10 protein-coding genes are annotated in these 16263 nt (G+C 69.3%); 2 read left to right on the top strand and 8 right to left on the bottom strand.

Features of this window, described 5'->3' with window-relative positions; genetic code table 11:
- Positions 1–414 precede the first annotated feature (414 nt).
- Positions 415–2100: a fatty acyl-CoA ligase RpfB gene (gene rpfB / locus AC1G9L_RS10405; RefSeq protein WP_019799933.1), complete on the top strand. Its 1686-nt coding sequence runs from the start codon at positions 415–417 to the stop codon at positions 2098–2100.
- 149 nt (positions 2101–2249) lie between these two features.
- Positions 2250–3122 (top strand): crotonase/enoyl-CoA hydratase family protein, encoded by an 873-nt coding sequence (locus AC1G9L_RS10400; protein ID WP_019799934.1) that lies wholly within the window; start codon positions 2250–2252, stop codon positions 3120–3122.
- A 52-nt stretch (positions 3123–3174) separates the two neighbouring features.
- On the opposite strand, the gene AC1G9L_RS10395 is transcribed toward AC1G9L_RS10400, so the two are convergent.
- From AC1G9L_RS10395 to AC1G9L_RS10360, 8 genes are all read right to left on the bottom strand, one after another.
- Positions 3175–5355, bottom strand: coding sequence for an ATP-binding protein (locus AC1G9L_RS10395; RefSeq protein ID WP_019799935.1), 2181 nt, complete (start codon positions 5353–5355; stop codon positions 3175–3177).
- 1 nt (position 5356) lies between these two features.
- Positions 5357–6493, bottom strand: coding sequence for a cyclic di-GMP phosphodiesterase response regulator RpfG (rpfG, locus tag AC1G9L_RS10390; protein ID WP_481070954.1), 1137 nt, complete (start codon positions 6491–6493; stop codon positions 5357–5359).
- Between the two features lie 146 nt (positions 6494–6639).
- Positions 6640–8157 carry a lysine--tRNA ligase gene (gene lysS, locus AC1G9L_RS10385; RefSeq protein WP_019799937.1) on the bottom strand — a complete coding sequence of 506 codons (1518 nt, stop codon included), beginning with the start codon at positions 8155–8157 and terminating at the stop codon, positions 6640–6642.
- A gap of 95 nt (positions 8158–8252) precedes the next feature.
- A protein-coding gene (prfB, locus tag AC1G9L_RS10380) for a peptide chain release factor 2 (RefSeq protein ID WP_100224025.1) occupies positions 8253–9378 on the bottom strand; the annotation gives its coding sequence in 2 pieces (ribosomal slippage) (positions 8253–9302 and positions 9304–9378; 1125 coding nt in all).
- Positions 9379–9446: 68 nt separating this feature from the next.
- Complete coding sequence (locus AC1G9L_RS10375) at positions 9447–10343, bottom strand: LytTR family DNA-binding domain-containing protein (protein ID WP_481070952.1); 897 nt, start codon at positions 10341–10343, stop codon at positions 9447–9449.
- A gap of 50 nt (positions 10344–10393) precedes the next feature.
- Positions 10394–13315, bottom strand: coding sequence for a VIT domain-containing protein (locus tag AC1G9L_RS10370; protein ID WP_481070950.1), 2922 nt, complete (start codon positions 13313–13315; stop codon positions 10394–10396).
- Positions 13316–13612: 297 nt separating this feature from the next.
- Positions 13613–15346 (bottom strand): single-stranded-DNA-specific exonuclease RecJ, encoded by a 1734-nt coding sequence (gene recJ / locus AC1G9L_RS10365; RefSeq protein WP_481070948.1) that lies wholly within the window; start codon positions 15344–15346, stop codon positions 13613–13615.
- On the bottom strand, positions 15343–16263 hold the full coding sequence (locus AC1G9L_RS10360) for a phosphoglycerate mutase (RefSeq protein ID WP_209248437.1): 921 nt from the start codon (positions 16261–16263) through the stop codon (positions 15343–15345). The genes recJ and AC1G9L_RS10360 overlap by 4 nt, the downstream gene beginning before the upstream one ends.

Here is a 16263-nt window from a genome sequence, read left to right as displayed (position 1 = left end):
GGAAACACCCGAAGGGCGGCGCACATGGATGTGCGCCGTCCGCGGCAGGGGCAGGATGCCCCTTCCGCGGATCCCCGGGATGGACGCGAACCCGGAGCGCGCAGCGCGGAGGGCGCGTAGGCAGGGTGTGCTTTCTTTTGGTTACTTTTCTTTGCACAAGCAAAGAAAAGTAACTCGCCCGAAAGGGCGAAAGCCTTTGCTTGGCATTGCCCGGCAAGCACCAAGGCGCCAGCACTCGCCGCAGCATTTCAAGCGCTCAGCGTGCAGCGCACAACACCAAGAAAATCAACGACTCCCCGCAACAACCACCCCACCCCTGTTCGCCTTTTCCCTACGGAACGGTATGCTGCCGTTGCCGGTTCTGACGGATACTGTCCGTCGTGAGCCAATCAACACGTTTCCTGGAGGGGGAATATGAGTCTGGATCGTCCGTGGTTGCAGAGTTATCCGGCCGGCGTTGGCGCCGACATCGATGTCGAGGAATACCGCTCCGTCGCCGCCGTCTTCGAAAGCTCCGTGGCCAAGTTCGGCGACCGCCCCGCCTACAGCAACTTCGGCAAGACCCTGACCTACCGCGAGGCCGGCGAACTGGCCCGGCAATTCGCCGGCTACCTGCTGGGCGAACTGCAGCTCAAGAAGGGCGACCGCGTCGCCCTGATGATGCCCAACTGCCTGCAGTACCCCATCGCCACCTTCGGCGTGCTGCTGGCCGGCATGACCGTGGTCAACGTCAACCCGCTGTACACCCCGCGCGAACTGCGCCACCAACTCATCGACTCCGGTGCCAGCGCACTGGTGGTGATCGACAACTTCGGCACCACCGTGCAGGACGTGCTCGCCGACACCCCGGTCAAGCAGGTCATCACCACCGGCCTGGGCGACATGCTGGGCTTCCCCAAGGGGCCGCTGGTCAACTTCGTCCTGAAGTACGTCAAGAAGCTGGTCCCGGACTACGACATCCCCAACGCGATCCGCTTCCGCGACGCGCTGACCCTCGGCCGCCTGCACACGCTGCCGCCGATCGACATCGCGCCGGACGACATCGCCTTCCTGCAGTACACCGGCGGCACCACCGGCGTGGCCAAGGGCGCGATGCTGACCCACCGCAACCTCGTCGCCAACATGCTGCAGGCCGGCGCGTGGATCTCGGCGACCGGCAAGCTGGAGGAAGGCAAGGAAGTCATCATCACCGCGTTGCCGCTGTACCACATCTTCGCGCTGACCGCGAACGGGCTGGTCTTCATGAAGCTCGGCGGCCTCAACCACCTGATCAGCAATCCGCGCGACATGCCCGGCTTCGTCAAGGAACTGCAGAAGACCCGCTTTACCGCCTTCACCGGCGTCAACACCCTGTTCAACGGCCTGCTCAACACCCCCGGCTTCGACAAGGTGGATTTCTCCTCACTGAAGTTCACCCTGGGCGGCGGCATGGCGGTGCAACGTGCGGTGGCCGAGCGCTGGAAGCAGGTCACCGGCGTCACCCTGGTCGAGGCCTACGGCCTCACCGAGACCTCGCCGGCGGCCTGCATCAATCCGCTGACCCTGACCGAATACAACGGCGCGATCGGCCTGCCGATCCCCTCCACCGACGCCTGCGTCAAGGACGACCAGGGGAACGTCCTCGCCCATGGCGAGGTCGGCGAGCTGTGCATCCGCGGGCCGCAGGTGATGAAGGGCTACTGGCGCCGGCCGGAGGAAACCGCCAGCGCCATCGATGCCGACGGCTGGCTGCACACCGGCGACATGGCGCGGATGGATCCGCAGGGCTTCTTCTATATCGTCGACCGCAAGAAGGACATGATCCTGGTGTCCGGTTTCAACGTGTATCCGAACGAGGTCGAGGACGTCATCGCGATGATGCCGGGCGTGCTGGAAGTGGCCGCGGTCGGCGTGCCGGACGAGAAGTCCGGCGAGGCGGTCAAGGTGGTCATCGTGAAGAAGGACCCCAACCTGACCGCCGACGAGGTCAAGGCCCACGCCCGCGCCAACCTCACCGGTTACAAGCATCCGCGCATCGTCGAGTTCCGCAAGGAGCTGCCCAAGACCAACGTCGGCAAGATCCTGCGTCGCGAGCTGCGCGACGCGCCGCCGCCTCAGTAAACGGGTCCGGCGGGCGCCCGCGCGGCGCCCGTGCGGGCGCTGGCAGGGCGGGTTCCGGCCACGGCACCCGGGTGTAGCATCCGCCGGGTGGAAACGCACTCGCCCGCTGCGCCACGCCATCTCCGCGGGCGTCTTTCCGAGAGCCCGCCATGAGCACGATCGACCCGCTGCCCCGTACCCGCGCCTACTCCAGCATCCGCATCGATGCCGACGGCGACGACGATAGCCACTGGCTGTACATGCATGCAGGCGGTGCCGCGAAGCAGCGGCCCTGCTTCCATCCCACCTTGATGCGCGAGATGCACAGCTATCTCGCCGCGATCAGCCAGCCCGGCACCCTGGCCTCGGCGCGGCTGGGCAGCCTGGTGCTGGCCTCCGATGGCGGCGCGTTCAACCTGGGCGGGGACCTTGAACTGTTCGGCCATTACATCCGCCGCCGCGATCGTGCCGGTCTGATGGCCTACGCGACGAGCTGCATCGATGGCGTCCACCGCTTCCATACAGGACTCGGCGGCAATTTCCGCACCATCGCCCTGCTGCAGGGCGACGCGCTCGGAGGCGGCCTGGAGATGGCGCTGTCGTGCCATCTGATCGTGGCCGAGGAAGACGTCGGCATGGGCCTGCCGGAAATCATGTTTGGCCTGTTTCCCGGCATGGGCGCGTATTCATTCCTCAGCCGTCGCATCGCGCCGCATGCCGCGGAGAAGCTCATCCTGGGAGGCCACGTCTTCAGCAGCCAGGAGATGCATGCCATGGGCATCGTCGACGTGCTGGTCCCCAAGGGCCAGGGCAAGGAGGCGGTGCGCGACCTGATCCAGCAACAGCGGCGCGCGCCGCTGGCGCATCTGGCGATGAACGCGATGCGCAACGTGGTGCAGCCGGTCAGCCGCGAGGAGTTGCTGACGGTGACCGAAATCTGGGTGGACGCCGCGCTGGCCCTGGGCGAGAAGTCGCTGCGGACGATGGATCGGCTGGTGCGGGCCCAGGTCCGGCGCGCGCAAGCCGGCGTCGTTGCCGCCTGAGCGGCATGCCGGCGGCAGCGAGGGGATGACCCGGCCCCGCGCCGGGCGTTCCTCAGCGCAGTTCGCCGTCCTGCACGGCGCTCTGCCGGGCGCGGAATTCCAGGGCTTCGCGGCCTTCGGTCAGGCTGGCGTTGAGCGCCATCAAGCGCTGGCGCCACTCGCTGCGCACCTGCCATTCCGGCATCTGCATCAGCTCGCCGCCAAGGCTGGCGAGCCGTATCAGGCCGAGGTTGCTGGCGACGCCCTTGATCGCATGCGCGTGTTCGCGCAGGCGCTCCCAATGCTCGGCTTCGCCGGCGATCTGCATGCCGCCGAGGCAGCCCTCGGCATCGTTGAGGCATTGCGAGATGAACTCGCGCTCGAAGCCATCGCCCATGCCAAGCCCGGCGAGTTCGTCCAGGACCGACGAATCCAGCACCCCTTCGCTCGACACCGGCATCTGCCGCACGGTCGTGTCGTTGCCGACGCGCAGGCGCCCTTCCATCGCAATGTCCGAGAGCGTGTCCAGCAGGCGGTTGGCCACCACCGGCTTGGCCAGAAAGGTCCTGGCGCCGGCCTGCTCGCAGCGCTGGATCGATTCGGGCGTCACATCGGCGCTGAGCACCACCACCGGCGTCCGCGGTCCGCCGGCCTGCATCACCCGCAACTGCCGCAGCATGTCCAGGCCGCTCATGCCGGGCATGTGCAGGTCGACGATCACCGCGTCGAATTCGGTCTCGGCCAGCGCGTCCAGCACCGCCTCCGCGCCGTCGACGCAGATGACACGATGGCCGGCCTTCTGCAGCATGCGCTGCAGCACCATGCGGTTGGCGGCGTGATCGTCGGCGACCAGGATGCGCATGCCGCGCACCCGCGCGCGGTGGCGCAGGAACGGGTCGGAGAAGGCGATGACGTTGCCGCTGGTATCGAACTCCTCGGCCGCCGCCGGCACGCTGGCCTGCTGCGCACCGAGGTCCGCCGATGCCGGCACCGCCGCGGCCACGAACGGCAGTTCGAACCAGAAATGGCTGCCGCGCGGCGCATTCTCCTGATAGCCGATGCTGCCCCCCATCGCCTCGACCAGGCCCTTGGCGATCGTGGTGCCGAGGCCGCTGCCTTCGTAGCGGCGCGACAGGCCGACGTCGGCCTGCTCGAACGCCTCGAACAGGCGCGGCCGCATGTCCGGCGTCACACCGATGCCGGTATCGACGATGTCGAAACTCAGGCGCGTCGGCTGCCCCTGCTCGTTCTTGTGCAGGCGTACGCGGATGTCGACCCGGCCGGTCTCGGTGAACTTGATCGCATTGCCGGCCAGGTTCAGCAGCACCTGGCGCAGATGGCCCGGGTCGCCGGAGAGGTAGTCAGGCACGTCCGGGGCGACATCCACCTGGTAGGTCAGCAGCTTGGCGCGTGCCTGCGGCTGCAGGATCAGGCTGATCCCTTCCAGGGTTTCGCGCAGCGAGAAATCGCGCTTGTCGAGCCGCAGCTTGCCGGCCTCGATCGCGGAAATGTCCAGCACTTCCTCGACCAGTGACAGCAGGCTGCGCGCGGACGCCTGGATGGTGTTGACGCACTCGCGCTGCTCGGCGTCCAGGCGCGTGGTCGCCAGCACCTCGGTCATGCCGGACAGGCCATTCAACGGGGTACGGAACTCGTGGCTCATGTTGGCCAGGAAACGGCTCTTGGCCTCGCTGGCGCGGCGCGCCTCGGCAGTGGTGCTGGTCAATTGCCGCAACAGTCCCGACAGATACAGCGGGATGGCGGCCAGGCCGACCAGCAGGCCGATGCCCAGGCCGCGATTGGCGATCCAGTAGTCGCTGGTCATCAGCGTGATGCTGAAACTGGCCACCGCCATGGCCACGGCCAGGTACAGATAGCGGTTGCCGTAGCGCAGGCCGTTGCCGATGGTGACCCACATGATGACCACGTAGATGCAGGCCATCGGCTCGCCGATCGCGCTCATCGCCATCGACATCAGCCCGTAGTCGGCCACCATGCCGATGATCCGGCGCACGTCCGAGCGCTGCGGCCGGAGCACGATCCAGGTCATCAGGGCCAGGGCCACCGCCTGCGAGATCAGGGTCAGGCCGATGACGTAGGCGCGCTGCCGCGGGGCGATGTCCCAGCCCTGCGAGAACGACAGTTCGTAGGCCAGGATCAGCGCGACCATGCAGATGCGGACGAACGCCTGGCCGTGCTCGGTATCCTTGCGCTCCGCGAACCGTTGCCGCACCCACCTGATCGCCGAGATCATGTCAGACTCCTGGTCTCGCCGAGGCGGTGGAGAATTTCTCGCAGATCACCTGCAACTGCTCGCGGCCGCGGAACAGCGCGTCCACGCAGCGCGGGTCGAACAGGCGGCCGCGCTGGGCGTAGAGGTAGGCCAGGGTCGCATCCATGGTCCAGGCTTCCTTGTAGGGACGCGGCGAGATCAGGGCGTCGAACACGTCGGCGACCGCCACGATCCGCGCTTCCAGCGGAATCGCCTCGCCGACCAGACCGTCCGGATAGCCGCTGCCGTCGTAGCGCTCATGGTGGCGCAGGGCGATCAGCGCGCCGACCTGGATGAAGCGGTTCTGGCTACCGCTGAGCAGTTCGTAGCCGATGCGCGGGTGCATGCGCATCACCGCCATCTCGTCCTCGCTGAGCTTGCCCGGCTTGAGCAGCACCGCGTCGGGAATGGCGATCTTGCCCATGTCGTGCAGGCTCGCCGCCATCTCGATGACCCGCACCTCGTCCTCGGACAGGCCCAGTTGCTCGGCGATCAGCCCGGCCACGTGCGCCATCCGCTCCAGGTAGGCGCTGGTGCCGACGTCGCGGTACTCGATGGCCCGGGCCAGCCGCGACAGGGTCTCGCGCTCGCGTTCCTCGACCTCGCGCATGCTGGCCAGCAGGCGCTGCTCCAGCGACATCGCGCGCTGCTTGATGTTCTCGCTCTGCAGCCGCAACTGCAGCAGGTTGTGGCAGCGCGCGCGAAGTTCGCGCGGGCGGATCGGCTTGACCAGGAAGTCGATCACCCCCGCCTCCAGCGCCGCCTGGCGGATCGGCTCGTCGCCGACCACGGTGATCAGGATGATGGGAATGTCGCGGTGCTTGGGCAGCCGGCGCAGGCGCCGCGCGAACTCCAGCCCGTCCATGCCCGGCATGCGGTAGTCGAGCAACAGCAGATCGACCTTGCCCGCTTCGCACCAGGCCAGCGCGGCCTGCGAGTCGCCGAAGTCGCGTACGGTCAGTTCCGGGGCGATGTCCTCGATGACATGCCGCAGCATCGTGCGCGCGGAGGTCTGATCGTCGACGATGACGATGTTCAAACGATTGTCGCTTCTGTCCGCCCAGTGGAGACGGTCCCCGTTCGAGGACGCGCCGGAGAGGCTCATGCTGGCATCATGCATCTGCAATCCTCCGCCCGTCGCATCTGCGCGGGCTGCTGAGACGACAACGGGAACGCACCGGCGCGGGGTCACCCGGCGCGTCCACCTCACTTCCTTTTGCGTGCAACGCCTAGTGCAAGAACCGCACCACCTCGTCCGCGGCTAGGTTAAGCCTCCGGACGCATATACGGAAACAGCAGCACGTCACGGATTGAGCTGCTGCCGGTGAGCAACATTACCAGCCGGTCGATGCCGATGCCCAGGCCGCCGGTCGGCGGCAGCCCCACTTCCAGCGCCCGGATGTAGTCGGCATCGAAATGCATGGCCTCGTCGTCGCCCCCCTCCTTCGCCGCCACCTGGGCCTGGAACCGCGCCGCCTGGTCCTCCGGGTCGTTGAGCTCGGAGAAGCCGTTGGCGATCTCCTTGCCGTTGATGAACAGCTCGAAGCGGTCGGTGTAGCCCGGCTCGGTGTCGCTGGAACGGGCCAGCGGCGACACCTCGACCGGGTGGTCGGTGATGAAGGTGGGCTGGATCAGGGTGTGCTCGACCGTGGCCTCGAAGATCTCCAGCAGCAGCTTGCCCCAGCCGTAGGACGGCTTGGTGCGGATCTTCAGCCGCTCGCAGTGACGCAGCAGGGCCTCGCGGTCGGTGCAGTCGGCGGCACTGATCTCCGGGTTGTGATGGCGCACCGCCTCGTCCATGCGCCAACGACGGAACGCCGGCGCCAGGTCGATGTCGGCGCCGTCCCAGTGGACCTGGGTGGTGCCCAGCACCTCGCGGGCGACGTCGCGGATGACGTTCTCGGTCACGTCCATCACCTCGTGGTACGTGGCGTAGGCCTCGTACAGCTCCATCATGGTGAATTCTGGATTGTGCCGGGTGCTGACGCCTTCGTTGCGGAAATTGCGGTTGATTTCGTAGACCCGTTCCAGGCCGCCGACCACCAGGCGCTTCAGGTACAGCTCCGGGGCCACCCGCAGGTACAGGTCCAGGTCCAGGGCGTTGTGGTGGGTGGTGAACGGCTTGGCGGTGGCGCCGCCGGGGATGTAGTGCATCATCGGCGTCTCCACTTCCAGGAAGCGGCGCGCGTCCAGCCAGGCGCGCATGGCACGGATGATCTTGGAGCGCTTGACGAACACCTCGCGCGCCTCCGGCGACACGATCAGGTCGACGTAGCGCTGGCGGTAGCGCTGCTCCACGTCCGACAGGCCGTGCCACTTGTCCGGCAGCGGCCGCAGCGCCTTGGTCAGCAGGCGCAGGCCGGTGGCCTTGATCGACAGCTCGCCGGTCTTGGTGCGGGTCAGCCCGCCTTCCACGCCGATGATGTCGCCGATGTCCCAGCCCTTGAAGGCGTCGTAGGCCTCGCCCAGGGCGTTGGCCTGCAGGAACAGCTGGATGCGCCCGGACTCGTCCTGCAGCTGCACGAAGCTGGCTTTGCCCATCACCCGCTTGGCCAGCAGGCGCCCGGCCAGGCGCAGGCTGCGGCCCTGGGCCTCCAGCGCCTCGGCGGTCCAGCGCTCGGTGTCGGCGAACTCGGCCTGCAGATCGCCGGCGAAGTCGCTGCGGCGGAAATCGTTCGGATAGGCCACGCCCTGCGCGCGCAGCGCGGCGAGTTTGGCGCGCCGTTCGGCGATGAGGCTGTTCTCGTCGACGGGAAGGGACGGCGCGGGGGTCTGCTCGGTCATGGGATGGGGGATGCGTGAGGAAGGGAAAGAATGCACCAGCCGACGCGGCCGTGTGCCGCCGCACGGCCTCCGTCGCCAGGACGGAGGCCGCCGGTTCAGGCGTCGCTGCGTTTCGCGCCGGCTTCCAGGCCGGACTTGAGGCTGGCTTCGACGAACTCGTCCAGGTCGCCATCGAGCACCTTCTGGGTGTCCGAGCGCTCCACGCCGGTGCGCAGGTCCTTGATCCGGCTCTGGTCGAGCACGTAGTTGCGGATCTGGCTGCCCCAGCCGATGTCGGACTTGGTCGCCTCCACCGCATCGCGCTCGGCGTTGCGCTTCTGGATCTCCAGCTCGTACAGCTTGGCGGCCAGCATCTTCATCGCGTTGTCGCGGTTCTGGTGCTGGCTGCGCCCGGTCTGGCAGGCCACCACGATGCCGGTGGGCACGTGGGTGATGCGCACCGCCGACTCGGTCTTGTTGACGTGCTGGCCGCCGGCGCCGGAGGACCGGTACACGTCGGTCTTCAGGTCGGCCGGATTGATGTCGATGTCGATGTTGTCGTCCACTTCCGGCGACACGAACACCGAGGTGAAGCTGGTGTGGCGGCGGTTGTCCGAGTCGAACGGCGACTTGCGCACCAGCCGGTGCACGCCGGTCTCGGTCTTCAGCCAGCCGTAGGCAAAGTCGCCCTCCACGCGCAGCGTGGCCGACTTGATCCCGGCCACTTCGCCGCCGGAGACTTCCATCAGCTCGGTCTTCCAGCCGCGCGACTCGCACCAGCGCAGGTACATGCGCAGCAGGATCTCGGCCCAGTCCTGGGCCTCGGTGCCGCCGGCGCCGGCCTGGATGTCGACAAAGGCATTGCTGGCGTCCATCTGCCCGGAGAACATGCGCTGGAATTCCAGCTTCTCCACCTGCGCCTGGAAGCGGTCGACGTCGGCCAGCACCGCCTGCGCGGTGGCCTCGTCGTTCTCGCTCTCGGCCAGTTCCAGGAATTCCAGCGATTCGTTCAGGCCATCGAGCACGCTGGCGATGCCGCCGACGGTCTTCTCCAGGCTGGCGCGTTCGCGGCCCAGGCCCTGGGCGCGCTCAGGGTCGTTCCAGACGTCGGGGCTTTCCAGCTCCCGGGTGACTTCCTCTAGACGCTCCTTCTTGGCGTCGTAGTCAAAGAAACCCCCGTAGCGACAGCACCCGATCGGACAGATCGGCGATGCGGTGGCGAATCGGATTGAGTTCGATCATTGCGGCGTTTCCGGCAGACAAGAGCGCGATTCTAGCAATTCCGGCCGCCGCGCCACAGCGCCGCCGGCCTACTCGACGGGGGCGGCCTCGCCCTCCCCGGCCGCCACCCGCAGCCCGGCGCGGTAGCGGCGGCTGCACGGGACCTGGCTGCCGTCGCGCAGGTGCACGCGCGCCTCGCCCGCCTCCAGCGGCTCGATCGAGACCACGCTGGCGAGGTTGACGATGTAGCTGCGGTGGATGCGCACGAACCGCGCCGGATCCAGCCGCGCCTCGATCGCGGCCATGGTGCTGCGCAGCGGGTAGTCGTGGCCGCGCACGCGCAGGTTGACGTAGTTGCCGGCCGCCTGCAGCCATTCGATGTCGGCCGCGGCAACCAGGAAGTCGCGGCCCAGCTTGCGCACCAGGAAGCGCTCCGGCCGTTCCAGCGAGCCCACCGGCGGGCCGGCGTCCGGCGCGCCGAGCAGCGCCGCTTCGCCCTGCCAGCGCCGCAACAGGAACCGATACATCTCCACGCACAGCGCGATCGAGGCCAGGCTGCGCACGTCCTTCAGATACTCGTAGGCCAGGCCCTGCGGCCACGGCCCGAAGTCGTAGTGCTGGCCCTGCAGGCGGTAGACCAGGCTGCGCACGGCCACCATCCCCACCACGTGCAGCACCGACAGCGCCACGCTGCCCAGCAGGTAGCCCGGCAGCCGGTGCCGCCAGGTGTCCCAATGCAGCGGGTAGCGCCGAGTCAGCAGCACCACCAGCGGCACGATCAGCAGGAACATCAGTTGGCTGGACCACTCCCACACCACCGGCTCCCAGACGGCGAAGTGCAACCCGGTGGTGCGGATGTCGATCAGCACCGTGATGCTGTTGGCGGTGGCGTTGATCAGGGTCAGCGCGACCCAGAAGCCGATCTCGAAACTGCGGCGCCAGGGCTGGAAACGGGAGTAGGCGCTGGCGCCGGAGGGGTCTGACATCGGCAAAGTGTAGCGCGCCGGCATGACCGCACCGGCGCGCCCTGGGCGGATCAGCGCACCTCGAACTCGCCGACCAGCACCGTCTCCTTGCGATCGGTCAGGCGCAGCGTCACCTGCTGGTCGCGTTGCGCCGCCGTGCCCCAGCCCGTGCTCAGTTGCAGGTGCAAGGTGGTCGCGCCGGTGACCAGGGGCTGGCGCTCGCCGAAGAAGTTTGCTTCCACCTTGTACTTGCCGGGCTTGGCGGTGCGCAGCGAGAACTCCTCCGGCCCGTAGCCGCCGGTGAAATCCGGCGACAGCTGGCCGCCCTGGTAGGTCGCGCGGTTGCCGTAGTAGCAGCGCTCGCCGTTGGGGTCGGTCACCCACAGGTCCATGTCGCTGTTGTCGCTGTCCCAGTTCAGCACCACGCGCAGGTCCAGCGGCAGGTTGCGCAGCAGCCGCGGATCGATGAAGCCTGTGTCCAGCGGCCGCGGCGCCCGCGCCACGATCGCGTTCAGTTCGTTGAGCGCGATCATGCTCACCCCGTCGAAGCGCGTGTCCCAGTCGCGCACCACCACCTGGTACAGCTGCGCGATCGCCGCCTGCGCGTCGCCGCGCGCGGCATAGGCCAGGCCCAGGTCGCGGAAACTCTGCGGCTCCTCCTCGCCCAGCCGCAGCACCTGCTCGAACACCGGCACCGCCAGATCGGCGCGACCGGCCTGCAGCAGCCGGTAGCCGAGCACGCGCAGCACGTGGCGATTTTCCAGTTGCAGTTCGGCCAGGTTGGACAGCACCCGCAGCGCCAGGTCGCGCTGGCCGCGCGCGAACAGCACGTCGGCCACGTCCAGGTAGAACGCCACGCTGTCGGCGTGCGCGGCGCGTTCGCTCAGGTACAGCGGATACACCGCGTCCGCCGCGGCCGCATGCAGGCGCCGCGCATACGGCGAATCCGGCTGCCAGGGCTGCAGCGCCAGGGAGATGGTGGCCGCAGACGCCACGCGCTTGCGCGCCGCCGCCGACGCGGCAACATCGCCGGGCGCAGCGGACGAACCGGCAAGGATATTCAGTTCCAGCGGAGTGGATGCAGGTGCGGCCGCGGGCATCGGCGCAGGTGCTGCAAGGGCCATGGGCGGCGGCGCACCGGACGTGGCCTGCATCCGCTGGTCGGCGTCTTCAGCAGCGACGACGGCCGTTGGCGGCGCGTCCTTGGGAAAGCGCCGCTGCCACCAGGCGATGCGTTGCGCGAACGCCTCGGCGATCTCGTCGATGCGTCGCTCGCGCGTCTGGCCCTGCATCTTCTGCTGCCGCGCCTGCGCAGCCGCCACCGCCGCGCGCAGCGCCGGGGGTGCCGGGATTCCGTAGCGGACGTAATCGTCGACGTTCTCCAGCACCAGCAGCGAGGTGTCGGCGCTGACCAGGCCGAAGCGTGTAGCCAGTGCCTCGCGACGCGCGGACGCACCCAGCGGATCGGCAGACAGGCTGCGCAGCATGGCGCGCGCCCAAGCGCCCGGGATCAGGTCGCCGGGAACGTCATCCGCCGCGCGCAGCGGCAGGCGCAGGTGCCGCGTGCTGGCGGCCGTAGCGATCTCCAGGTGCAGGCTCGCATCGGACCCGAGCAAGCGTCCGGCAACGCGCAGGTAGCCATCGTCGGCGTCGCGCGCGTCGGCGACCAGATCGGCGACCTGGATGCCGTCCATCGCGACCAGTTCGCCGCCACGCTGCAACAAGCGTTCGCTGGCAACCTGGACGCCCTGCAGTCCGTCCAGCGCGATCGCACGTCCGCCGCGTGCTTCCGCGATCGCCGCCAGGCGCGCGGCATCCGCGTGCACACCGGCCGAGTCGATCGCATACAGGCGCTGCGTCGGCGCCAGCGTCGGCATGGCCTGCGCGCCGTAATTGCCCAGGCCATCGCTGAACAGCAGATACTCCTGCACGTGGGGCGCCGCTTGCCAGGCCCCGAGCGCGCTGGCGCCGTCGGGCTGCTCGGCCTGCAACGCCGCCTTCAGGGCGCTCCAGTCGCCATTGCGCACCTGGAACCTGCGCGGCGCCGAGGCGCGGTCGCGCAACACGATCAGATCGACCTGGGCCGTGCCGACCGCGGCGAAATAGCGCTGCAGCAAGGCCAGTTCGGCGGGGATGTCGCGCTGCCGCGCCGAGCCGGACGCATCCCACAGCAGGCCGATACGCTGCGGCAGCGGACGCGGGCCATGCAGGTCGGCGATCGGCACCAGCGCCTGGAAGTAGCGCTGGCCATCGTGGAGACCGGTCGCCACGCGCGGTGTGGCGCCCGCGCGCAGCGACAGCACCAGCTCCGGCGGCAACTGCGCCGGGCTGCCGGACCAGGACGCGGCGTAGCCGCCGTCCGCCGTCGGCAGCAGCCGCATGCCGGGCGTCGCCACGCGTTCATCAGGCGCGGCCTGGGTACTCAGCGCGACCTGCAGCGACCGCGCGCCGGCCGCATACGCCAACGGCAAGCGCCACTGCCAGCCGGCGGCGGTGCGCTGTAGCGATTCACGATAGACCAGGCGTACATGGCGGCTGCCGTGCGCCGGCAGTGGGTAGACGCGCAGCCGGAACTGGTTGCCGGCGGTCTGCTCGAGCAGGCCCGGATCCACGCCGCGCCGCTCGACCGCCTCGAACACCTGGCGCCCGCGCGCCTTGGGCACCGGCACCGCGTCGCGCATCTGCCCGTCGATGTCCAGGGCGAAACCGCTGAGCTGCTGCCCGTCGCGCAGCGGAAACGTCATTTGCCCTTCCAGCACGCGCGCGTTGGGATTGAAGAACTCCAGTTCGACCGTGGTCTCGGCCAGGCCGGCGGCGGCCTGCGCACGCACTGTCGCCGAGCGCAGCTCGACCGGACGTTCGCCGGCGTCGGTGTGCATCAACGGCGCCACCAACTGCCGCTGCGGCGCAGCCTGCGCCCCGGCCGGGCCCGCGACGAGTAACGACAACGAAAGCAACAACACGCACACGTTTCTGCGCATGGTGGACGGCATGGATCGCTCCTTGATGGGACGGTATGGCTTGAACGTCCGCCGCGGCGCGATGGGGTTGCCTGTGTGCGTCCAGACTCAGGCGACGCGCAAGCCCCTCTCCCATCGGGAGAGGGGTTGGGGTGAGGGTCCGGCGCAAGGCGCGATGCAACAGACGGCGCGAGGCTGCGCCCTACCCTCATCCGGCCCTGCGGGCCACCTTCTCCCGGTGGGAGAAGGAACAGCCAAAGCCCCTCTCCCATCGGGAGAGGGGTTGGGGTGAGGGTCCGGCACCACCTGCAGCGTCAGACCGCCAACTGCTCAGCCATCCAAGGGCAAACAGTGCTCCACCACCAATTGCACCGCATCGCCGCCGCGGTAGTCGTCGGCGACCAAGCGATAGGCGATGTGCACGCGACGACCAAGTTCGCGGCCGTGCCAGCCGTTGAAGTGGATCGCGTTCAAGGGCGCGGCGCGGCCGGGGCAGCGCAGGCTCAGCTTGAGGTGGCGCTCCTTCAGCACGCGCCACTGCAGCACCTCGAATTCGCCATCGAACAGCGGCTCGGGGAAGCCCTGCCCCCATGGCCCACCCTGGCGCAGCGCCTCGGCATGGCGATGGTCGAGTTCGTGCGGTTCCAGCATGCCGTCGCTGAGCAGTTCGGCCTGCAGCAGTTCCGCGTCCAGGCTGGCCAGCGCATGCGCGCGGAACACCTCTTCGAACTCGGCCAGCGCGTCCTGCGGCAGGCTCAGGCCCGCGGCCATGGCGTGGCCGCCGAACTTCTCCATCAGGCCCGGCCGCTGCGCCTCCACCGCCGCCATCGCGTCGCGGATGTGGAAGCCGGGAATCGAGCGCGCCGAGCCGCGCAACTGGGTGCTGCCCGGCTCGGCCGGGGCGAAGGCAATCACCGGCCGGTGCAGGCGGTCCTTCATCTTCGAGGCGACCAGGCCGATCACGCCGGGATGCCACTGCGCATCGAACAGGCACACCGCCACCGGCGGCTGCTCGGGTGCGGCCAGCAGCGCCTTGGCCACCACCGCCTCGGCCTCGTCGGTCATCTGTTGCTGGACCGCGCGGCGCTCGGCGTTGATTTCTTCCAACGTTGCGGCGATCGCGCGCGCCTGCTGCGGGTCCTCGCACAACAGCAGTTCGATGCCCAGGGCCATGTCCTCAAGCCGGCCGGCGGCGTTGAGCCGCGGGGCAAGGGCGAAGCCGATGTCGCTGGCGCTCAGCCGTGCCGGGTCGCGGCCGCTGGCCTCGATCAGGGCGCGCAGGCCGATGCAGCCCTCGCCGCGCTGCAGGCGGCGCAGGCCGGCCGAGACCAGCGCGCGGTTGTTCGGATCCAGCGGCACCAGATCGGCGACGGTGCCGACCGCGACCAGATCCAGCAGCACGCCCAGGTCCGGCGGCGCGGCGGCGAACGCACCGTGCGCGCGCAGGTACCGGCGCAGCGCCAGCAGCACGTAGAAGATCACGCCGACACCGGCCAGCATCTTGCTCGGGAAGGCATCGCCGGCCAGGTTCGGATCGACGATGGCATCGGCCGGCGGCAAGGCCGGACCCGGCAGGTGGTGATCGGTGACCAGCACCTGCCAGCCCAGCGCCTTGGCCGCGGCGACGCCGGCATGGCAGGCGATACCGTGGTCCACCGTCACCAGCAGGTCCGGCTGCAACGGCGCCAGTTCCGCGACCAGCGCTGGCGACAGCCCGTAGCCATGGACCATGCGGTTGGGCACCGCGTGCAGCACCTGCGCGGCGCCGAGCAGGCGCAGCCCGCGCACCGCCACCGCGCAGGCGGTGGCGCCGTCGCAATCGAAATCGCCGACCACCAGGATGCGCTTGCCCGCGGCGATCGCCTCGGCCAGCAACGCCACCGCGGCGTCGATGCCGCTCAGTGCATCGGGCGGTAGCAGTTGCGCCAGCTTGGGCTGCGCCAAGCCACTGTCGTGCGCGCCGCGCGCGGCGTAGATGCGCCGCAGCAGCGGCAAGGTGGCCTCGTGCCACGGGCCGGCCGCGGCCGCCGCGGGCCGCCGCACGATGCGCGCGCTGGACCTCATGCGTCCAGGCGCGACAGCGGCCGCCGCCACAGGCGCCAGCGTTGCGCGGGGGCGATGCGGAAACAGGTGCCGTCCTCGAAATCCAGTTGCAGCTGCTGCAGTTCGCCATCGCGCAGCGCCTGCAGCAGCGGCTGTACCACCTCGCCGACGAACTGCTCGGGCGCGCGCAGCTGGCGCAGGTCGACCAGCGCATCGACCCGCGGTGCCTGTGCGTCGGCGACGCCGGCGGCCTGGGCGAGCGCGCGCAACAGCGGATCGCGGCTGCGCACCTGCGCATGCGCGGTGCCGACCGTGGCCGGCAGGCGGCCGCCGCCCCAGAACCACAACGAATTGATCGCCGGCTGGCCGCGGGCGACGCGTTCGCGGTTCCACGGATGCTGGTGCAGCACGATCTGCGCCTCGGTCAGCAACGCACGCCAGCGGCGCGCGTCCTCCCCCTGCGGCAGGTGATCGAACAGGTCCGCGCCGAGCACCTGCGCCGGGGCCGCGAACACCGGCAGCACGCTGTCGGCCGGCAGGCGCAGGTACCAGCGGGTCGGATCGGGCGCGTCCAGGGTCAGCCCGCTCTCGGCGAACAGGGCCTGCACCGCCGGCAACAGCGCGTCCAGGTCCACCGCGTCGAGCGGCAGCATGTCGCCATGCGCCATCAGCCGCGCGCCCTGCATGTCCGGCACCACGTAAGCGGGATCGGCGCGCAGCCACAGGCCGTCGCCGGCATCGCCGGCGTCAAGTTGCCGGGTCAACGCCGCCGCCGGCAGCGATGCTTCTGCCAACGCGAAATGGCGGCGCAACTGCGCCTCGCCGCCCGGCGCGGCCTGCGTGCGATCGGCGCGACCGAACGCGCGCGCCACCTCGCCGGCCAGCACGGCGCCGGCCAGGCGGACCCGCTCGGGCAACAGCAAGGTGGCAACCGCCAT

It is taken from the genome of Xanthomonas sp. NCPPB 1132, from assembly GCF_056629235.1.
Note: the sequence above shows the minus strand (reverse complement) of the source record. Positions and strands in the feature narration are given on the sequence as shown.